13 protein-coding genes are annotated in these 21,963 nt (G+C 58.5%); 6 read left to right on the forward strand and 7 right to left on the reverse strand.

Translation table 11 applies throughout. The features are described from left to right. The first annotated feature begins 93 nt into the window (after positions 1 to 93). Positions 94 to 3,093 (forward strand): hypothetical protein, encoded by a 3,000-nt coding sequence (locus JFT81_RS17880; protein WP_201228351.1) that lies wholly within the window; start codon positions 94 to 96, stop codon positions 3,091 to 3,093. A gap of 24 nt (positions 3,094 to 3,117) precedes the next feature. On the opposite strand, the gene JFT81_RS17885 is transcribed toward JFT81_RS17880, so the two are convergent. From JFT81_RS17885 to JFT81_RS17895, 3 genes are read right to left on the reverse strand one after another with little or no spacing between them, the layout of a single operon-like run. Beyond that, positions 3,118 to 3,627: a GNAT family N-acetyltransferase gene (locus JFT81_RS17885; RefSeq protein WP_201228352.1), complete on the reverse strand. Its 510-nt coding sequence runs from the start codon at positions 3,625 to 3,627 to the stop codon at positions 3,118 to 3,120. A 2-nt stretch (positions 3,628 to 3,629) separates the two neighbouring features. Beyond that, positions 3,630 to 4,268, reverse strand: a complete 639-nt coding sequence (locus tag JFT81_RS17890; RefSeq protein WP_201228353.1) for a LysE family translocator — start codon at positions 4,266 to 4,268, stop codon at positions 3,630 to 3,632. A gap of 23 nt (positions 4,269 to 4,291) precedes the next feature. Continuing rightward, positions 4,292 to 4,726, reverse strand: coding sequence for an NUDIX domain-containing protein (locus JFT81_RS17895; RefSeq protein WP_201228354.1), 435 nt, complete (start codon positions 4,724 to 4,726; stop codon positions 4,292 to 4,294). Between the two features lie 247 nt (positions 4,727 to 4,973). Between JFT81_RS17895 and JFT81_RS17900 the strand changes: the two genes are divergently transcribed. Both JFT81_RS17900 and JFT81_RS17905 read left to right on the forward strand, forming a co-directional pair. Then, positions 4,974 to 5,762 carry a LuxR C-terminal-related transcriptional regulator gene (locus tag JFT81_RS17900; RefSeq protein ID WP_201228355.1) on the forward strand — a complete coding sequence of 263 codons (789 nt, stop codon included), beginning with the start codon at positions 4,974 to 4,976 and terminating at the stop codon, positions 5,760 to 5,762. Between the two features lie 213 nt (positions 5,763 to 5,975). Then, positions 5,976 to 7,595 carry an FMN-binding glutamate synthase family protein gene (locus JFT81_RS17905; RefSeq protein ID WP_201228356.1) on the forward strand — a complete coding sequence of 540 codons (1,620 nt, stop codon included), beginning with the start codon at positions 5,976 to 5,978 and terminating at the stop codon, positions 7,593 to 7,595. A 296-nt stretch (positions 7,596 to 7,891) separates the two neighbouring features. Here the strand turns inward: JFT81_RS17905 and JFT81_RS17910 are convergent, their stop codons facing one another. The 4 genes from JFT81_RS17910 to JFT81_RS17925 form a co-directional block, all read right to left on the reverse strand. Next, positions 7,892 to 8,254 carry a GtrA family protein gene (locus JFT81_RS17910; protein WP_201228357.1) on the reverse strand — a complete coding sequence of 121 codons (363 nt, stop codon included), beginning with the start codon at positions 8,252 to 8,254 and terminating at the stop codon, positions 7,892 to 7,894. Positions 8,255 to 8,369: 115 nt separating this feature from the next. Then, positions 8,370 to 9,857 (reverse strand): glucosyltransferase domain-containing protein, encoded by a 1,488-nt coding sequence (locus JFT81_RS17915; RefSeq protein ID WP_201228358.1) that lies wholly within the window; start codon positions 9,855 to 9,857, stop codon positions 8,370 to 8,372. A 93-nt stretch (positions 9,858 to 9,950) separates the two neighbouring features. Then, positions 9,951 to 10,493, reverse strand: a complete 543-nt coding sequence (locus JFT81_RS17920; protein ID WP_201228359.1) for a hypothetical protein — start codon at positions 10,491 to 10,493, stop codon at positions 9,951 to 9,953. Positions 10,494 to 10,818: 325 nt separating this feature from the next. Continuing rightward, positions 10,819 to 12,237 (reverse strand): amino acid permease, encoded by a 1,419-nt coding sequence (locus JFT81_RS17925; RefSeq protein ID WP_201228360.1) that lies wholly within the window; start codon positions 12,235 to 12,237, stop codon positions 10,819 to 10,821. 627 nt (positions 12,238 to 12,864) lie between these two features. On the opposite strand from JFT81_RS17925, the gene JFT81_RS17930 reads away from it, so the two are divergent. The 3 genes from JFT81_RS17930 (at position 12,865) to JFT81_RS17940 (ending at position 21,960) form a co-directional block, all read left to right on the forward strand. Then, positions 12,865 to 13,323, forward strand: a complete 459-nt coding sequence (locus tag JFT81_RS17930) for a transposase (RefSeq protein ID WP_201228361.1) — start codon at positions 12,865 to 12,867, stop codon at positions 13,321 to 13,323. 308 nt (positions 13,324 to 13,631) lie between these two features. Next, positions 13,632 to 16,745 (forward strand): transglycosylase domain-containing protein, encoded by a 3,114-nt coding sequence (locus JFT81_RS17935; RefSeq protein WP_201228362.1) that lies wholly within the window; start codon positions 13,632 to 13,634, stop codon positions 16,743 to 16,745. A gap of 115 nt (positions 16,746 to 16,860) precedes the next feature. After that, entirely contained in the window at positions 16,861 to 21,960 is a 5,100-nt protein-coding gene (locus tag JFT81_RS17940; RefSeq protein ID WP_201228363.1) for an NEL-type E3 ubiquitin ligase domain-containing protein, read from the forward strand. Positions 21,961 to 21,963 lie beyond the last annotated feature (3 nt).

Genomic DNA, 21,963 nt, shown 5'->3' on the forward strand with positions numbered 1-21,963 from the left:
AGAACACCCCGCACCTGTCAGTTATGACAGTTGGCAATAGACCGTTACCGGCATTCAATCCAGTTCACGTTTCTTGCCCGCAAGGTCTCTGCCATGAGCATCGTTCAGAACGTCTCGGATGACGACATCGATACACGACAGGTCGACCTTTTTCCAACGCCCCAACCCGGCGCTATCAGAGCCAATGCGATAGCCCCGCTATTGATCCCTCAGCTCATCCCTGTGCCGGACGATGAAAACGTGCTGGGCGGTATCAACCAGGCCATGCTTGCAGGCGCACCGTCGCAACCCATCGGGCCCGAGGGCCTGCGCGCCTATATCGATCCGTGGCAGGCACAGCAAGAGGAAGACCAGTACCGGGTTCGCGCCCGTTACCTGGACAGTACCCGCAGCATCATCGTCGCTGAAGGTGAGGTGACTGCCGTCAATCAACGCATCATCACTTGGCTGGCCGGCTTGATCGACGGCGTCTGCGAGCTTTATATCGGAGTGTTCCGCCTGAGCGCGGGCGCACCTGTCGATGAAGAAGACGAAGAACAATCGCCACGCCTGCCGGTGCTGATCAAAACCACATTCCCTGGTGGCAATGTACGGCTGCCCGCCCTGGTGGTGAGTGCTGACCTGCAGAAAAACGGCGTCACCAAGGATTTCTTCGATAACGACAGCGAAGGTGTCATCGGCCTGGATGTCAAAGTTCCCGCCTACACCCACATGCGTCGCGGAGATTTCATCGTGGTGTATTGGGGGGGCATCGTGGCAGCCTCGCATACCGTCACGGCGCAACAGGTCGGCCAACCGGTCATCCTCACCATCACCCGGGAGTTCATTGAAAAGGCCGGTGACGCTGCGGCGATGATCACCGACTACCGTATTTGGGATGTGGTGCAGAATGCCTCTCAGCTGTCCTTCCCGCTAAGCCTCAACGTGCGGACCACGCTCAATCTACTGCCCGCGCCCCTCGTCGAACAGGCGGATGCCAATGGCGTTATCGACCTCAAGGGTCTGCTGGGTGAAGACGTCCAGGTGCTCTCCACATCGGGTTCGGCACCCTTTGCGATCAACAGCACGCTGACCTTGGACTGGCACGGTTCAAGTGCCAACCAGAGTCCGGTCAACCACACTCAGTCCTTTCAGTTCAAAAGCAGCGCCCGCTCGCACTATTTCACGGTGCCCTACGCCTTCGTACATTTGATTTCGCAAGGCAGGGCGCTGGTCTGGTGTACGTCGACCCTCAATCAACAGACGCGCGAATCACGCCGTGTCTGTGTCAGCATCAGCGGACCGGACCTGCAACTGCCAGCTCCTCACGTACGCGATGCGGCGGGTGGCGCCTTGCCCTCGGACACCCCGGCCACCGTGGTTACGGTACGGCGCATTGACACCGCTCAACTGCGCGACAGCGTGCGCTTGTACTGGATCGGTACGGATCGCAACGGCAAGCCTGTCCTCGACTACATCACGCAACGCACGCTCAACACCGAGATGGTGGGCCAGGACATTCCGTTCACCGTCGAAGGTGCCTACATCGCGCCTTTGCAGCACGGGCTGCTCAAGGTTTACTACGAGCTCTATCGCAACGGTTCATTACTCGGGACTTCCGAAGTCCAGTCGCTGTTCATCGATGATGCCGTGACCGAGCTGCTGCCACCCCGCGTGCCGGCAGCTCCCAATGACCTGTTGATTCCCGCTGTGCCCGCCATTGACGCCGATGCAGTGATTGCCCCGTATCCGAACATGCGCGCCCTGGACCACATCGAGCTCGATTGGGTGGCCGCCGACCCGGCACGCAACCGACACTTCGAAGTGACCTTGGCCATCGAGTCGGTGGGCATCAATGTGGTCATCCCGCTGCCCGGCGCGCTGATCGAGGACTTTCTTGGCGAAAAAGTCGAACTCGTCTACACCGTCACCGGTATAGCACCACGACTTCGGCGCATCTCCAGACGGCTGACGTTGACCGTTGCATCGCCGATTCCGGTTCCCGATATTCTGGCGGTGAGGGATCGCAACAACGCGCTGGTGCCTGACCACACCCGCACTTACAGCCCGGTGGTGACGTTGAGCGGTGCACGCGGGGTCAATTCGGCGGTGCAGATCGACGATAACGGCGTGAAATGGACGACCATACCGGCAAGCGCGCAAGACACCTGGAACACGCCGGCGCTGGCGATCCCTGTCGGTGAGCATCGTTTTATTGCCCACACACCCGGCTCGTTAAAAGCGTCCGCCGCCTGGACGATCACACGTCTGGCAGAACACCCCGTGGAAATCAGCGCACTGATCGACGGGAACAACGTCAGCATCGGTAATGGCGGTAGCACCACCAGCACGAAAGTGACGCTCAAGGGTTCAGCCACTCCGGGTGAGCAGGTACAGATTTTGCTCAATGGCAAGGTGCGTGAGACCGTTGACGTCGATCCACACGGCAGCTTTGTCTACACCCTTGAGCCGCTTGCCGAGTACACCCACCGATTCATCGCCCGGCCAGTGCCGGCCAACCGGCCAGACTCCAACGAATGGGTAGTCACCGTCCTTTCGCAATGGACGGACATCAACACCGATTTCGCCGATTTTTCTTACGACGGCTGGCAGCAGCACGTCGCTGCACGCTGTGGCTCGATCCGTCAATGGCAGGGCGCGCCAAGGTTCTGCAACTTTACCGACTGCGGTGTGCCGGACGATGCAGCAGGGTGCATTTTCTACCGTGATGTGTGGTTCATTCCCGGTGACTACCAGTTCAGCCTGATCGCCAGCCATATCATCGAAAGCTACTTCCCCGGTTTGGCCAACCCGATTATCGGTATCGTCGACAGCGTTGATTTGCGCCCATACGACCGTGAACTGCCCAAGGACGGTGTGCGCTACGATCTGGTCCTGAGGTTCACCGTTACCGCGCCCCAATGGCGCAGGCTATACGTGGTCAATCACCAACGCAGCAGCAACGGCAACGATTACGTGATCTTCGAGATCAACGTCAAACGGCTATCAGGTAGCCGTGGTGGCATCATGTCGACACCGCAAACCTTCAATGAACTGTCGTCCGTCAACCAGCCATTACCCGCAATCAAGCTGCCGCTGCCGAAAAAACGTTGAAGCATTGCCGCACCGGGTTCGAACTCAAGACGAGAAAGAAACCTGCCGCCACATATGGATTTTGTCGAAGTAGTCTTCACCGACACGCACGGCCAGTGGTTCGAGGCCGAACTGGATAAATCCGCAGCGTTGGTAGAGGTTGAATGCCGCGTCGTTGCCAGCGGTGACCGTCAGTTGAAGCAATTGCAGCGCCGGACGGTTTCGCGCCTCGGCAATGACCGCTTGCACCAACTCGTGACCGAGACCGTGCTGGCGAAAATCCGCCGACACATACATCCCGAACAACGTGGCTTTATGCCGAGCCTTTTCCCGAGGCTCGAGCGCCAGCCCGACAATCCCGGCCAGCGTGCCGCCCTCGAATGCACCGAGCACCACATCCAGTTTGCTGGTCAGCCGCGCTTCCCACCAGCTCAACGGCATCACCGCGCGCTCACGCACGCTGGAGGTGAATGCCTGCGGATGGCGGTCATACGCTTCGAGCATCAACTCCCGATAAGCCAGGGCATGACTGGCGTCCAGCCGTTCGATCCACATGGTCAAGCCGTCCTGCGTTGCTCAAGCATCAGCCGTACAGCGAGGCCGCCGAGGACAAACCCCATGAAGTAACGCTGCATCGCCAACCACGTCGGATTACGCACGAACCATGAAGCGATCCCCGCGGCGAACAACGCGATCAACAGATTGACGGTGAAACTGACGCTGATCTGCGTCAGCCCGAGAATGACGCTTTGGGTGAACACCGAGCCGTGTTCCGGCGTGATGAACTGCGGAAACACCGAGAGATAAAACACCGCGATCTTCGGGTTCAGCGCGCTGGTGAGAAAGCCCATGGTGATCAGTTTGCGCGAGGAATCCGGCGGTAATTGCTGCGCCTCGAACGGCGAGCGCGCACCGGGTTTCACCGCTTGCCAGGCCAGCCACAACAGGTACAGCGCGCCGGCCCACTTCAACACTTCATACGCCATCGGCACGGCGATGAATACCGCGGTCAAACCCGCTGCCGCCGCGAACATGTGCACAAAAAACCCCGCGACCACGCCAAGCAACGAGGTCACCCCGGCCTTGCGCCCCTGACAGATCGAACGCGAGATCAGGTAGATCATGTTCGGCCCCGGCGTCAGCACCATCAGCAACGCCGCGGCGGCGAATATCAGCAAGTCTTGAAGCGGGATCATGGCAACGTCCTTTGCATGGATGATCAGGCGATGGCGGTCAGCGAGGCTCGATAAAACGGCAGGATCACATCCTGTGTCAATGGCGCCAAAACGACATCGCCTTCGGTGAACGGGTCGATCCAGATGACTTCTTCGATTTCCGCTGCCGGGAAAACGTCGGCGTTGATTGTCAGCTGAAAGATCTCGGCCTGTACGACAAATCCCGGCTCGTTGGCGGCAGGTGCAGAAAACTGGCCAAGGAAGATTGCTTGCGCTGGATCGATCTGCAGATCCAGTTCTTCTTCCAGCTCTCGGGCCAAGGCATGCACCGGTAATTCATGCGCTTCAATTTTGCCGCCCGGTTGCATGAATGCAGTGGTGCCGCGTTTGCGAACCAGCAGGGTTTGGCCGTTCGCGTTAAGCAGCAGAGCAGCGGCGATGCGGATGATGCGGGACGAACCGGCGGATGTCAGTGTCATGGGGTGTAAATAGCCTTGGGCGAAAAGTCGTCAGGATCCCACGCCGGGCTAATGCTCGCCACTTTCAAGATGACTTCTGCGGCAAATCTGACGCCTTCGCGAGCAGGCTCACTCCCACAGGTGAATGCATTCCCTTGTGGGAGCGAGCCGGCTCGCGAAGGCGTTGGCCCGGACGACAAGTTTGCCGGCCAGCCTTCTGTGGGCCAGTATGCGCAGCAGCAACCGGCCGGCCATTCAAGGTAAACCGATGACACTTTCCTTCAGTGATATCACCTGGCATCGCGCCGTCGGGCAATTGATCGAGGCGCTGGACAAGCCGAATTTCTGGGCACAACTGGTGCGTCTGCTCGACCAGTACATGCCGTTCGATAGCTGGGTGGCGCTGCTGTTCAGCGCCGGGCAGCACCCGCAGGTTTTCGCCGCCAGCCCTGGCGAGGATGGCATTCCCGATCCGTTGTTCGAGGACTATCTGCGCGGGCTGTACTTGCTCGACCCGTTCTATATCGCCAGTCGCGAGCAATCACGTTCGGGTTTGTTTCGCCTGTGGGAAGTGGCGCCCGAGCATTTCGAGCTGACCGAGTATTACCAGCGATACTTTCGTCTGAATGTCGTCGCCGACGAAATCCAGTTCAATTGTCAGCTTGAGGGCGATCGTACGTTGTGCCTGTCGCTGGGCAGCAAACAGCGCTTCAGCAGCGAGCAGATCGCCTTGTTATCGTTGATCCAGCCGTGGCTGCTCGCGCTGTTGCGCCAGCGTCTGCCCTATGAACTCAACGAGAGTGTGGCGCCGGCCTCCGCCGATTGGCGGCTGCAACTGGAAACCTCGGTGCAACAACTCAAGGGCGCGCAACTGACCGCCCGCGAGCTGGATGTCGGGCGTTTGATGCTCAGCGGTTGCTCCAGTAAAGAAATCGCCCGTAAGCTGGAAATCTCCGTAGAAACCGTGAAAGTCCATAAGAAACACATGTACAGCAAGCTGGGGATCAAATCCCAGTCCGAGCTGTTTTCGATTTTTCTTCAGGCGCAAAACGCCTGAAACAGCTTTCCTGTGTCGATAGATCCCCTGTGGCGAGGGGATTTATCCCCGTCCGACTGCGCAGCAGTCGTAAAACCTGTGCATGCGGTCTTTCAGTTAAACCGCAGTGACTGGTTTTGGGGCTGCTTCGCAACCCAACGGGGATAAATCCCCTCGCCACAAAGGCCCATCCAACAGGTTTGCAATCCACTGAGTCCGAACCAGGGAAACCGTATGAGCCTGTCACTCCTGAGCCGCTACGCCTTCTTTGCCGTCTGCGTGATTTTCACCCTCTCCAGCCTGCCTTTTCTCGACCACGACTGGCTGTGGCCGATCACTGCCGTCACCGGCGTGCTGAGCCTGATCGGTCTGTTCGACCTGCTGCAGAGCCCGCACGCGGTACGCCGCAACTACCCGATCCTCGGCAACATTCGCTACCTGGTCGAAGGCATTCGCCCGGAGATCCGCCAGTACCTGCTCGAGTCCGACAGCGACGCCCTGCCCTTCTCCCGTGCCCAGCGCTCGCTGGTCTATTCGCGAGCGAAAAACGAAAGCGCCGACAAACCTTTTGGCACCCTGATCGATGTCTATCAATCCGGTTTCGAATTCATCGGCCACTCGATGCGCCCGGCGCCATTGAGCGACCCGAACAGTTTCCGCGTCACCGTTGGCGGCCCGCAGTGCTCGCAGCCGTACTCGGCGTCGGTGTTCAACATCTCGGCGATGAGCTTCGGCTCGCTCAGCGCCAACGCCATTCGCGCACTCAACCAAGGCGCGAAACTCGGCAACTTCGCTCATGACACCGGCGAAGGCAGCATCAGCCCGTATCACCGTGAAAACGGCGGCGACCTGACCTGGGAACTCGGCAGCGGCTACTTCGGCTGCCGCACCAGCGACGGCCGTTTTGACCCGGAGCGCTTCGCTACGCAGGCGCAGAACCCGCAAGTGCGGATGATCGAAATCAAGATGAGCCAAGGCGCCAAACCCGGCCACGGCGGCATCCTGCCCAAACACAAAGTCACCAAGGAAATCGCTGAAACCCGTGGGATCATGATGGGCGAAGACTGCGTGTCACCATCGCGCCACAGCGCGTTTTCCACGCCGATCGAAATGATGCAGTTCATCCAGCAACTGCGTGAACTGTCCGGCGGTAAACCGGTGGGCTTCAAGTTCTGCCTCGGCCATCCGTGGGAGTTCATGGGCATCGCCAAAGCCATGCTGGAAACCGGCATCCTCCCGGACTTCATCGTTGTCGACGGCAAGGAAGGTGGCACCGGTGCCGCACCGGTGGAGTTCACCGACCACATCGGTGTGCCAATGCGCGAGGGCCTGTTGTTTGTGCACAACACCCTGGTCGGCCTGAACCTGCGCGACAAGATCAAACTCGGCGCCAGCGGCAAGATCGTCAGCGCCTTCGACATCGCCAGCGTGCTGGCCATCGGCGCCGACTGGGCCAACTCTGCGCGCGGCTTCATGTTTGCCATCGGCTGCATTCAGTCGCAGAGCTGCCACACCAACAAATGCCCGACTGGCGTCGCTACTCAGGACGCGTTGCGCCAACGTGCACTGGTCGTGCCGGACAAGGCTCAGCGCGTGTTCAACTTCCACCGCAATACGCTAAAAGCGCTGGCGGAAATGCTTGCCGCTGCCGGGCTTGAGCATCCGTCGCAGTTGTCGGCAAAACATCTGGTACGGCGTATGTCGGCGACTGAGATCAAGCTGTTCTCGCAATTGCATGTGTTCCTCAAACCGGGGGAACTGCTCACCGGAGAAGTGAACGGCGAGTTCTATTCGCGGATGTGGCAGATGGCGCGGGCGGACAGTTTTGAGCCGAATGAGCTGGCGGTAGCCTGATCCCTGAAGAGTTGTCAGCCTCATCGGCAATGCCCCTTCGCCCCAAATCATTAACCAATAATGCAGCAGCACGTAGTAAAGCGGCGGATGTACATCCAGAGCCGTCAGTTGCCAGATTCGAGCGGGCGCTTCCCGCGCCAACAGCAAGCTATAAGCCTCGTCGTACCAGATTCCTGGCTGCTCGATTGCATAGAGGCGCACCCACAACGCAAGAACAATCACACCCGCCAGTGCGAAGCGATCCAGCATGACTGTCAGTGGGTATTCATTACGCAATAAACCAGCGGGCAAGCGCTTCACACGCGCTGCCCGCGAAACACCACGAATCTGAAAAAGACGTATCCCAACAACAGATTCAGTCCGGTAAAGGAAGCAACCGTCACCAGTCCTGGCCAGTTGAACGTATCCGCTAATAAACCCGTAGCAAAACTCACCCCGCCCATCATCGCGATAAACAGCAGGTAGGTGAAAACACAGGTTCCAGGCTCAAAGGTGTAAAGCGCATTCACATAAAACGAAAACGCTGCGGCCACACAAAATGCCGCAAAGTTGCTCGCCGCTTGCGTCAACCCGACAGCGCTGCACAGTACGAAAAACACTTGCCAATGGATCAGGCCATCGGCAAGGCCAACGATCATCAGCGCAGAGAATCCTTTCATCGCCACTCCTTGCCACCACCCAGTTGTCAGGCTTTGAAACTAAGGCAGGAGGCAGGTGCGGTCTACTGTCAGAAATTACAGGCGCAGGCCCTCTTCCGACGAATGGTCGTGAGCGCTACCAATGCAGAGAGTGAAGGCGCGGCGGCTCCTTCATCACAATGAATCCGTAATCGCCAATCAGATAAATCCGGTAATACTGGCTCTCCACAAACGTCGGATAACCCAGGTAACCGACGTGCGTGGCATTGCGTCTTTCTCGCTCGGCAACCACGTTGGTGATGCCTGCGCGCGGCAAGTTTTCCGCAAGCAGGTAATAGTCGATATTGAGCAAATAACGCAGCACCGGCTGCTGTTTGAAAGTCGCCTGCGCACCGATCAACCAGTGATCGGAATAACTCACCGACAGATAAATTCGCTTGGCGTCGCGCAGTTCCCGGTGCGCGGCGATGTCGTGGCTGAGGCTGTAAAGCGCATGGCTGGCGAAGGCTTTCTGCATCGTCATCACGCGACCGTAGGCGAAGGACAGCGACAGCGTTGCCAGCAGCGGGATCATCAGCAGCAAGGGCAATCGAGGGTGGAACGGTGCCAGGCCATGAAGGGCGAGGTAGAACAGAAAAATCAGCAGTACACCGAAGCCCATCAGCGTGCGTGCGCCTTCGTTGAAATCACGAAATAGCAGGGTGATTCCGGGTACCAGCAGGATGAGTACTGGCAGGGTCAGCAAGCCGATCGAGCTAAACCATAAACGCTGCTTCGGGTGCTTGTAGATTTGCCTGCCGATTCGCCACCCACCCACCAATGCACAGAGCACCAACCCAGCGAATATCCATGCGTAGCCACCCTGAAACAGCAATGCGACCTTTTCTGAAACCCGCCCGATATTGATGCCGAACTGCAGCAACGGATTGGCGCTCCCGTTGAGCAACTCGCCGCGCCCGGATTCCATGAACGGGTAAGCGGTGACGGCATAAATCAGCACACCCAGAATCAGCTGCGCGAGTTTGCAGCCGAGCATTTCCAGCACATCGGTTCGACGGTCAATCGCCCGAATCAACTCTACTGCGCACAGCCCGATAAACACGTTGAGGCTGATCTGATAAAGACCGATCGCCAGCGCCAGCAATGTCGCCGGGACCAGCCAACGCTGCACTCGGGATGAGCCTTGAAACGTAATGGCGTAAACCACCGCGACGAGGCTGAGCGCCATGCTCGGGCCGTCGTATTGGTAGGACAGATTCTGCAGCAGGAACGGGTTGTACCAGAGCGGCAACGGCACCAGGCAACAGGCCAGTGTCGGTTCGGCGAAGTAGTGAAAGGTCAGTCGCGTCAGGGCCAGGCTCATGGCCACAGTGGCGATCAACAGCGGCAGCGGAAAGATGTCCGGCGCGGCGCCCGTAAAAGTCAGCAGTTGATACAACCAATCGCTGAACAGCCGCCCCTGCCCGGCCCACGCATTACCGGCGGCCAGTGCGCGCCAGTTGTCGTCGATGTAGGGGAAGTCGGCGAGGATCAGCGGCAGAACGTACAGCGAAGTCGCGAGCAGAAAAAACAGCACGACCTGACGGCGGCCAAGTTCTCGCACGAGAAAATCGCTGATTCTCATGGCCGCGCCTCGGGGTGGATATAAAGCTTTGAACCTGCTTCGCGGTTTTGTATCGGCCTATCAGACCGGTGGTTACTCGGGTCCCAGCAGTCGTTAGAGAGGCATACCCGTGGTGATTGCTTTACCTGTTGTGAATGCTTGGCCTGTTGTGAATGCTTGGCCTGTGGTGACTGCTTTACCTGTTGTGAATGCTTTACCTGTTGTGACTGCTTGGCCTGTGGTGACTGCTTTACCTGTGGTGACTGCTTTACCTGTGGCGAGGGGATTTATCCCCGCTCGGCTGCGCAGCAGTCGTAAAATCTGTGCGTGCGGTTTTCCAGTTAAACCGCGGTGGATGGTTTTAGGGCTGCTGCGCAACCCAACGGGGATAAATCCCCTCGCCACAGGTTTACACAATCCTGATCTCTCGACCGGGGCTTTGTCGTTACAGCGCCTACCAATTAAGAAGCCGAACGTTGTGAATGCGTTACCTGTTGTGAATGCGTTACCTGTGGCGAGGGGATTTATCCCCGCTCGGCTGCGCAGCAGTCGTAAAGCCTGTGCGTGCGGTTTTTCAGTTAAATCGCGGTGGATGGTTTCAGGGCTGCTGCGCAACCCAACGGGGATAAATCCCCTCACCACAGGTTTTACACACATCCTGAGAGCCACAAAAAAGCCCCGATCTCTCGACCGGGGCTTTGTCGTTACAGCGCCTACCACTTAAGAAGCCGAACGTTGCGAATGCTTTACCTGTTGTGAATGCGTTACCTGTGGCGAGGGGATTTATCCCCGCTCGGCTGCGCAGCAGTCGTAAAACCTGTGCGTGCGGTTTTTCAGTTAAACCGCGGTGGATGGTTTTAGGGTTGCTGCGCAACCCAACGGGGATAAATCCCCTCACCACAGGTTTTACACACATCCTGAGAGCCACAAAAAAGCCCCGATCTTTCGACCGGGGCTTTGTCGTTTCAGCGCTTAAAACTTACTAAACCGAACGCGCCGTGCCTTGCGTCACTTGGGTCGGTTGCAGCTTGAACACGTAGAACAACACCGTCAGCAGCACCAGGAACGCGGGCCCGACATACAGCGCCACGCGCGTGTCCGGGAAGTACGCCATCAGGCCGACCACCAGCACCAGGAATGCCAGCGCAAAGTACGAACTGACCGGGTACAGCCACATCTTGTACTTGAGTGCCGCACGCTCGCTGACGCTCAGGCCTTTGCGGAATTTCAGTTGGGCCAGCAGGATCATTACCCAGGTCCAGATCGCGCCGAAAGTGGCAATCGAGGTCACCCAGACAAAGACTTTTTCCGGCACCAGATAATTCAGCAGCACGCCCAGCAGCAGCGCGGCGATCGACAGCAACAGCGCACGACGTGGCACACCGTTGTTCGAGGTCTTGGCGAAACCGGCTGGCGCCTGACCGTTCTGCGCCAGGCTGTAGAGCATGCGCCCGGTGCTGAAGATGCCGCCGTTGCACGACGACAGCGCCGCCGTGATCACTACGAAGTTGATGATGCCGGCAGCGGTCTTGATGCCCAGACGCTCAAAGGTCATCACGAACGGGCTGCCCTGCGTACCGATCTCGTTCCACGGGTAGATCGACAGAATCACGAACAGTGCGCCGACGTAGAACAGCAGAATCCGCCAGAACACCGAGCCGATCGCATTGGGAATGGTTTTCTGCGGGTTCTTCGCTTCGCCGGCAGTCAGGCCGATCATCTCGACACCGAGGTAGGCGAACATGACCATTTGCAGCGACATCAGCACACCGGTCACACCGTTGGGCATAAAGCCGCCGTGGGCCCACAGGTTGGAAATGCCCAGCGCGACGCCATCGTTGCCGAAACCGAAAGCGATGATGCCGACGCCGCCAATGACCATGGCAATGATGGTGACGATCTTGATCAGCGCGAACCAGAACTCGAACTCACCAAAGGCTTTCACCGCGATCAGGTTGATCGAGCCCATGCTGACCAGCGCCGCGAGGGCCCAGATCCAGCGCGGTACATCGGGGAACCAGATGCCCATGTACACGGCCACCGCGGTGATTTCCGCGACGCAGGTCACCAGCCACAGGAACCAGTAGTTCCAGCCAGTGAGAAAACCCGCCAATGGGCCAAGGTAGTCTTGCGCGTAGCGGCCGAACGAACCGGCCACCGGGTTGTGCACGGCCATTTCGCCGAGGGCGCGCATGATCACCAGGATCGCCAGGCCACCCAGAATGTAGGAAATCATGATCGCCGGGCCGGCCATTTCAATGGCTTTGGCCGAACCTAAGAACAGACCGACGCCGATACAGGCACCGAGCGCCATCAGGCGAATATGCCGTTCGCCGAGTTCGCGTTTAAGCGGACCGCCCTGAGCGGTGTCGCCGTGAGGCAGGTGATTGCCGACTGGCATGGGGGTGCAACCTCGTCTTGTTATTGGATATGACCACCGAGTGTCGCAGCGGTGGCGGATAAGCCTTGGCTGCCGTGAAACCGCGCCGGCCTCGTGGGCGAACGCGTCTTGTAGGACAAAACCTGCAAGATCAGCGGGGCGTGCAGTATAAAAAGCCTTGGGCAGGGCTTTTCACTCTATAAACCACAACATTCAGCGACAACTCTCGGCAAAAGCCCGGTTTACGGAGAGGCATTACCTGCGTTTCGTAGGAATATTCGCCGCCGAAAAAGGCGCCGAGTATTGCACAGCATTGGTGCACCGTCATGTCCCTGCTTTGCAAGCATTGACCGTTGGAAAGCTCTATCCCGGCCACTTCCAGCCTTAACTCACTCGCTATGCAGATGAACTCCAGTGGCGAGGGGATTTATCCCCGTGCGGCTGCGCAGCAGTCGCAAAACCAGTCACCGCGGTGTGTCAGACAAACTGCGGTGACTGGTTTTGGGGCCGCTTCGCAGCCCAACGGGGATAAATCCCCTCGCCACAGGTCCTTCATTCACTTCAGAAATTTCCTTCAGGCATTGCAGATCCGAGTGGGATGACCTGGCACTAGTCTTGTTGTGTGATCAATCAATGCAAGGAAGCAACATGACCGTCCAACCCAACTCCCACCGTCTGCGCCAAGGCCGGTTCTCCGAAACTGGCCGCGCCTACTTCATCACCTCAGTCATTCACGACCGCCAACCCGTTTTTGCAGACTGGCAAACAGGCCGACTTCTGGTGACAGAGCTTCGCAAGGCGCATGACCAAGGCTGCGTAGAGTCCATCGCATGGGTGGTGATGCCTGATCATTTCCATTGGTTGATGCAGTTGCAAAGCGGCACGCTTGCCGAGGTCATTGGTGCAATAAAAGCGCGCTGCACTCAGGCCGTTAATCATAAGACCGGACGCGAAGGGCCGTTGTGGCAGAGCGGCTTTTACGACCGTGCGATTCGTGATGATGAAGATCTGCTCCCTTTCACCCGGTATATCGTGGCCAACCCATTACGGGCTGGTCTGGTTGAAAACATCGGCGACTACCCGCTCTGGGATGCCTGCTGGCTCTAACCCCGATTTCAATGGTTTAGATACCCTGTGGCGAGGGGATTTATCCCCGTTCGGCTGCGCAGCAGTCGCAAAACCAGTCACCGCGGTGTGTCAGACAAACTGCAGTGACTGGTTTTGGGGCCGCTTCGCAGCCCAACGGGGATAAATCCCCTCGCCACAAAATCTCCGAAGCTCAAAGCCATCTGCTCTGCTTCCAGATTTATTCAGTACTTCCCCAGCCCCAACCCTTCACAATTTTTTCACCAGCGCCAACCACCGTCTAAGCTTCAGACAAGTCCGATCAATCTGCGTGAATGGATCAATCGACTATGGGCGCTTTGTGGCAAACCGATTCGAGTAAATCTGTGGTTCCAACTGAACGTGTGGATCAAGCGCCTGTCCCCAAAAAACCACGTCGTAATCGGCATGGCTGGAAGGCTTTCTGGTTGTTGCTGCTGATTATCGCGATCGTGATCGGTATGGGCGCGGCCAAAGAAATGCGCACCTCGCGTTTTCAGTCCGCTGAAGTCAGCAAATACGCCGCCTCACTGACCTACAAACTGGAACCTGGCCCCAGTGAAGCGATTCACTACCCCGGCAACGGCCCGTTCGATTTGCGCCTGGGTTACAGCTCCCTCGATGAATTTCTGCCGCGTCTGCTCAAGCGCAATTATGTGATTACCGAGCAGACACGCTTTTCCCCTGCCCTGCTCAGCTACACCGACAAAGGCCTGTTCGTACCCTATTCGGAAAAAATTCAGGCCGGCCTGACCATCACCGACTGCCGCGCCGCGCCGCTGTACAAATACAACTATCCGCAACAACTGTATTCCAGCTTCGCGGCAATCCCGCCCGTGGTGGTCAACAGCCTGTTATTCATTGAAAACCGCTTTCTGCTGGATCCCAAACAGCCTCGCGCCAACCCTGCGGTGGACTGGCCACGCTTCGGCATGGCGGCCTGGTCGCAAGTGGCGAAGTTGCTGCATTTGCCCGGCCAGTCGGCGGGCGGCAGCACGCTGGCGACACAACTGGAGAAGTATCGCCACTCACCGGATGGCCTGACGGTTTCCGGCGCCGAGAAGATCCGCCAGATGATTTCCGCCAGCGTGCGTGCATACCAGGACGGCCCGGACACCCTCGGCGCGCGGCAGAACATCGTCCGCGATTACCTCAACAGTGTGCCGCTGTCCGCAGTGCCGGGGCATGGCGAAGTGCACGGCATGGCCGAAGGTTTGCGCGTCTGGTACGGCAGCGATTTCAACAAGGCCAACGAACAGCTGAACAGTCCGGCCACCGACCCGAAAACCATGGCCGACAAAGGCCTCGCGCTGCGCGAAATGCTCTCGCTGATGATCGCCCAGCGCCGCCCTTCGCATTACCTGACCAAGGGTCGCGAAGAACTCGCCGACCTCACCGACAGCCACTTGCGCCTGCTCAAGCAGAACGGCGTCATCGACAGCGCACTGGCCGATGCCGCGCTGGCCAGCAAGGTCACTTATCGCGACTGGCAAACTCAACCAACCATTCAGCCAATCGAAACCAATAAAGGCATCAGCGTCGCCCGCAGCCGCTTGGCAACGATGCTCAACCGCCCGCTGTACGACCTCGACCGCCTCGACCTGTCCGCCACCAGCACCCTGCAAGGCGACCTGCAAATGCAGGCCACCGAGTACCTGAAAAAACTTGCCGACCCGGCCTTTGCCGCGCAGATCGGTTTGATGGGCGAACGTCTGCTGACCCCGACCAGCACCACTCAAGTGCGCTACAGCTTCACCCTGTTCGAGCTGACCCCGGACGGCTCGCGCGTGCGCATTCAGACCGACAGCACCGACCAGCCGTTCGACATCAATGAAGGCAGCAAACTCGAACTCGGCTCCACGGCGAAAATGCGCGTGCTGACCACCTACCTGCAAATCATCTCCGAGCTGCACGATAAATACGCCGGCATGAGCGTGCCGGAACTGAAGAAAGTCGACGTGCCGGATCAGGATCGCCTGAGCCAGTGGGTCATTGATTATCTGGTGCAGAACAAGGATCGCGATCTGTCGAAAATGCTCGGCGCCGCGCTCGACCGTAAATACTCGGCCAGCCCCGGCGAAGCGTTTTTCACCGGCGGCGGGCTGCACGTGTTCCACAACTTCCGCAAGGAAGACAACGGCCGCATGCCGAGCCTGCGCGATGCTTTGCGTGAGTCGATCAACCTGCCGTTCATTCGCCTGATGCGCGACGTGGTGCGCTACGTCACCTATTCCGGCCCCAACAGCAGCGCCGAACTGCTCAAGGACGATCGCGATCCACGCCGTCAGGAATACCTGGCCAATTTCGCGGATCGCGAAGGCACCTCGTTCCTGCTCAAGTTCTGGAAAAAGTACAAAAACAAGGACACCCAGGCGCGCCTGGAAACCTTCCTCGACAGCATGCGCCCGACCCCGATCCGCATGGCCGCCGTGCACCGTTATCTGTTGCCGGATGCCACTCAGGAAGACTTCAACACTTTCGTGCGCGCACACCTCAAAGGCGCCAAGCTCACTGAAAAACTCACCGATGATCGGCTGATCCGCCTCTACGACTCCTATGGCCCCGGCAGCTACGACCTGCCCGATCAGGGCTTCATCGCCAAGGTTCACCCGCTCGATCTGTGGCTGATGGGCTACTTGCTGCACAACCCTGACGCGACTTTCAGCCAGATCGTCAAAGCCAGCCAGTTCGAGCGTCAGGAGGTGTATAGCTGGCTGTTCAAGAGCAAGCACAAAGGCGCCCGTGACAGCCGCATTCGCACCATGCTCGAAATCGAAGCGTTCCTTGAGATTCATCAACGCTGGCAGAAAGTCGGTTATCCGTTCGACCACCTGGTGCCATCGCTGGCGACCGCGATCGGCAGCTCCGGTGATCGTCCGGCGGCGCTCGCCGAGCTGATCGGCACCATCCTCAACGACGGCGTGCGCATGCCGACCCTGCGCATCGACAGCCTGCACTTTGCTGCCGGCACACCGTACGAAACCCGCGTGACCAATGACCCGCATGTCGGCAAACGGGTGATGCCGTCCGAAGTAGCCACGGCCATGCGCGAGGCGCTTTCGCAAGTGGTCGATTCCGGCACGGCCAAGCGCGTCTCCGGCAGTTTCAAGACCGCCGACGGCACTCCGCTGATCATGGGCGGCAAGACGGGCACAGGGGATAACCGCATCGAAGCCATCGGCTCGGGCGGGCGGATTCTCAGTTCGAAGTCGATCAACCGCACCGCGACTTTCGTGTTCTATATCGGCGATCACCACTTCGGCACACTGACGGCGTTCGTGCCGGGCCGCTCGGCAGAGAACTTCAAGTTCACCTCGGCACTGCCAGTGCAGGTGCTCAAAGGCATGGCGCCGATCCTGTCGCCATACCTGCAACCGGATTCACATACCCAGTGCGAGGCGCCCGTCGTCGCCCAGCGCAACTGAAACAGGCGGTAAAACCCGCAAACACCCCGATACACAAACGATAACTATGTATCGCATGCACCGCTGAACAGCCGCGCACACTGAAAATCCTTTCAACGCCAAAAGGATTTTGCGCATGTCTGACTCCCGTGCACGGGGCATTCACTTCGAGACCTTGAAAAAGGCCATCCCACCGGTGCTCCTGAAGGCTTCGGCGAAACGCCGCGCCGAGCTGCGCGAGACCAGACCGGTGCTCCCGGGCTGGTTCACCAGGGCTTCGTCCGATCAACAACAAGCGCTACAACACGCCACCGAAACCCTTCACAGGCGACAAAACGCACGGGACGCCTTGTTCGACAAGATCCAGAGCATCGAAACCTTTGCAAAAAATCTGCTGGAACCTGAGCTGCACAAACTCGACGCGAGTTTCGATGCCGACAACACCTGGTTGCGCCTGTACGCGCCGAAAAGCCTCGGTATTTTCGGGCTCAAGAGCGAAGCGCTGACGGTCAAGACCTTGTCACTGCTGCAAGCGGCCTTGCACAACTTTGAATACGACGAAACCCGGCCGGGCTTTTATGAGGAGAGTTCGTGTTTCATCAGCCGCCCGGATAACAACGGTCACTTCGAACCGATAGTCACCCAGGTGCAGGTCGACACTTTCGCCCGTTTATGTCGGCGCCTGAACATCGGCGAGCAATACCAAAGCTATTTGAAGCACTTCCTGCGCCCACCGGATAATCGCCTGGTGGAAAACCTGTTGCGACAAATCAACAGCGCCTATCACAAGCAGTCCTTGCAGACTGCAGCCTGTCTGGCGCTGGTGAAAAAAGACATTCGGCAAGCCGACTACGATCTGCTGATGAAAGTCGTCAGCGGCGACAGCGTCATCATGGATGGCGACAAACAACTGCGTTTGCGTGGCCTGAGCATCATGGGATTACGCCTGAGCGAGTGCATGTTGTTCATGCCGTGCGAGTTTCAGCGCTACAGCAACGGCGCGCTGTTTGCGTGGATTCCTGGCGACCCCGAACATCCGCTCAAACGCTACCCCAGCTACCAGGCGTTCCAACAGGTACTGACCCGCCAACTGACCGCCCGTGCCATTGGCAGCGATAAAGGCGTCGATGCAGGCAAACCGACCGCCTACCAAATGTTTTTCAGCCGCTTCGTTGCACAAAAAGATCGGCCCTACTACTTCCGACGGTTCATCAAAACGGTCAATGACGGCCCATCGCAGTCGTTCGTGGAAAAATGGCGCCATCATGAATGGGTGCAACTGGGTGAGCGGCTGATTGCGCACATCGACATTCCACCGCCACGTGACGTGGGTGTACGCCAGGAACCGATAGAGGCGCCGAACTTCCACATCATTGACTGCAACCTTCCGGGCAAAGGGCTCTGGGAGAATTTCGAGCTGTGGCCGGTGTTGCACGAGGCAGCCCTCGATCGACTGCTCAGCGATGCCAGGGTCATCGCTGTGCCCAACGCCGATGAAGATGCCAAGGCACGTTCGGAGCGCTGGGCCAATTACCTCAATATCGGCTTTATCACTTTCGGGGCTTTGGCGCTGGTAGTACCGGGGCTGGGCGAATTGATGCTGGTCATCACCGCCGGGCAATTGCTCGATGAAGTGCTCGAAGGCGCAGTGGAGCTGAGCGAAGGTGACCGACAGGCAGGCTGGGCCCACCTGACCGATGTGATCGAAAACCTCGCTACCGCCGCGGCACTGGCGCCAGTCTTTCACTACACCGTGTCACCCTTTATCGAGAACCTGAAAGCCGTCCGGTTGCCCAATGGTGCGACGCGACTATGGAAACCAGACCTCAAGCCTTATCGCTTCACCGGCCCTTTCTCGCAGGATATCCCGCAAGACAACCAGGTCTTGTATGAGCACAGGGGCAAAACCCTGTTACGCGTGGAGCAGCATCATTACGAGGTTGCGAAACACCCGGCGACGGGCGAACTCCGCGTCCGACACCCGACCCGCACGAATGCGCTTGAATTGCCCGTTCGGCACAACGGCGCGGGGAGCTATGTCATTGAAGGCGAAACACCGCGAGACTGGGATAACGCTACGTTGATGCGCCGTATTGGCCATCCGATAGATCCCTTCACTGATCCGCAACGACTCGAACTGATCCGCAAGACCAGCGCCACCTCCCCCGACGTGTTGCGCCGCATGTACCGCGACAACGCCGGCGTGCCGCCCCTGCTGGCTGACACGTTGCAGCGCTTCACTCTCGAGCACGACGTCAGCGGCTTTGTAAATCAGGTCACGAGTAAAAACCCGTGGATGCAGGCGCTGGGCAAACGCGATACGGCCAGCCAGTTACAAGTCATCGAGGCGCAGGGGCTTTGGCCCGCCGATGTGTCGCTGCGACTCAAAGACAGCCGCGGCCAGACGCTTTGGCAATCGACTGCGGCGAAATCCGCTCAAGGCAAGAAACTGGTGGTTGAGTTGAGTGACCAGCAAATTGTTCAGGGGCAGGGTTTGTCCAGCATCCTGCAAACACTGGAGGCCAACGGCACACCGATGCTCATCGACAACGAAGAGCAACTGCAAGCACGCATCGCCAGCAGCGCGAAATCCTTGCGCAACGAGCTGTTTAATCAGCGTTACGAAAATGATGAAACACCCGCCAGTCCAGCCAGACAACTGCTGAAACAGGCTCTGCCGAACTTGCCGGTGACGATCACCGACACCTTGTTGGGCAACGCAACGCCGGGCGAACTCGACTTGATGAGCCAGCATCAACACCTGCCGTTGCGCCTGAAACAACTGGGCAATGAGCTGCAACTGGAAGCCCGTGCAACCCACGCCTGGCAAGGCTTCCATCATGACTGGCTGGCCACTGCCGACACCGAGCGACTGGCGCTCAACGCCTTGCGAATTCATAGCGATACGCTGGCGCAACTGCGTATCGACATTCGCCAGCAATCGCTTGATGGCCTGCTGAACAGCAGCGTAGGGGCCGAAGATGCTGCCACCGTGCGTACGCTGATCAAGGATCAGGACTCCCGATACACGGCCTACGACGCTGAGGGGCAACCCCTGCAAGAACACGCCAGCGATCTTTTTCAATCAATTCTCGCTGCCCTGCCGAGCGAACAGCGCCAGGCGCTGGGTTATCGCCTCGATGACGCCGCAGGGTTCAAGCAATGGATTTTGGCCAAAACCGAACACCCGAGCGTACGCCGAACCTTGCTGGCCGAGCCACCGCTGAGAAGCACCGCAACGACGGAAACCATCAAATTGCTCGGCGGCCCCGGTTACTCCAGATCCGCGCAAACCCTGCACGAACGCGTTCAGGATATCTACCCGCACCTCAATGAAAACCAGGTGCAAGGGTTCGCTCAGGCATTGACCGCGCAAGGCGACGCCGAGGCTGGCATCCGGCGTATTGAAGAGGAACTCGACACACTGCGCGTGACCCTCAATACGTGGCGCTTCGAGCAGGTTGTCGATTGGGATGCCGGAGATGGCGGTACGCATAATCTGTCGTTCATGGTCGACGGTGGACTGCATTTGTCGGAAAGGCTGATGGCCTGTTTCGAGCGTAAATTCACGGCGCCGGGCGAAGCCAGTATCACCCCGCAAACCGGTTACGCGCTGGACCTGTCCTCGGAACTGCGCCGCTATAACCTTGAGCACTGGTGGCAAAAACTGCCCGATCTGAAGCCCTGGCTCGAACAGATCACCAGCCTCACGCTCGACAACGTCCCACTCAATGAGGGGCCCACTGGATTGCTCGACGACTTCCGGCACGTGCGTCAATTGAGCGCCAGAAAGTGCGAGCTCAAGACTCTGCCAGACAGCATTGGCCGGATGCGCCAACTGGAAACCCTGCGCCTGTCGGGTAACCGCATTCAGTTGACGCCGGACACGCTCGAACAACTGAAAAACCTCACTCGCCTGCAGACTTTGCGTCTGGACGAAAATCCCTTGGGGTTGACGCCGGATGTCAGTCGGATGCCGCGCTTGAGTATCTTGTCGCTGAACGACACCGGCCTGACGACCTGGCCCAAAGGGTTGTTTGAAAAGCGCCGGCCACGGCAATTTTTTCTCGACATGCTGGGTAATCCGATCAACGAAATCCCCCATGTTGTGTCGGGCTCCGACAACGCCTTCATCGTTGCCCGTACCCGTCTGCTCACTGAGCAGCTCCCGGATGTTCAGCGCACCGTCTACGAGAATTATCGTAAGTCGGTGGGACTGATTCCCGAGCATGTTGCCTCTGCGACCACAACCGACATGCTGAAGCGCTGGCCGGCGAATGACGAGGTGCTGTTCCATCAAACACCCGGGCGCGGTATCTACCGCCCGGAGGCTTGGCCTGACCTCGCTTCAGAGCCTAACTCGGTGGGCTTCTTCAGGATTATCAATGACCTGCCCCGGTCGGCCGACTACCGCATGGGCGGGTCTGCACGGGAACAGCTGAGTGACCGTGTCTGGCGGATGATCCATGCCATTGATGTCGACAAAGACCTGCGTCAGGAGTTGTTCGACATGGCCACGTCGCCGGTCAACTGTCGGGATGCCGGTGCACAAGTGTTCAACCAGATGGGCATCAAAGTGCTGGCGACAGAGGCACGGCTCTCGTCAACTTCGCGAGAGATGCTTGAGCCAAAACTGGTGACATTGGCCAGAGGCGCGACCCGACTGGATCATGTCAACGATATCGCTCAGGCCGACATCAGCAGCCGTGGGGGCGACCCGGACGTGGTCGAGGTCTATCTGGCTTATCAAACCGGTTTGGCCGCCCGTCTGCAGTTGCCGTGGCAATCGCAGAACATGCTGTTTCGCCTGACCGCCGGCGTAAGTGAGGCGAAAATCGATCAAGCCTTTGAAACCGTGAAAGCGATGGAGGTGGGTGACGGCTTGATCAACAGCATGCTGGAGCAACCGTTCTGGGCTGACTTCCTGCGCGAGGCCTACCCCGATCAGTATTACGCCAATAAAACCCGCTTTGAGGAAAAAGCCTCGCAGCTCGACGACTTGCGTACCGCGCAGGCTGAATGGGCGGGCTCCACGGAGCCCTATCTGCAAAAAACGGCGTTACGCGACAAGATCAAGGATCTGGCGAGATTGCTCGCCGTGCCCAAAGAGCAAGTGCTGACCGGGCAGCCGATGCCGGACTCGCTGTACGAGCGGCTGTTTAGCGATCTGGGTGACCAGGAACAACAACTCAGCCGCCAGCAGACCCGCGATGCCCTGAAAAAAATCGGTCTTTGAAAC

Origin of the sequence: Pseudomonas sp. TH43 (genome assembly GCF_016650635.1) — a bacterium.
Lineage (GTDB): Bacteria > Pseudomonadota > Gammaproteobacteria > Pseudomonadales > Pseudomonadaceae > Aquipseudomonas.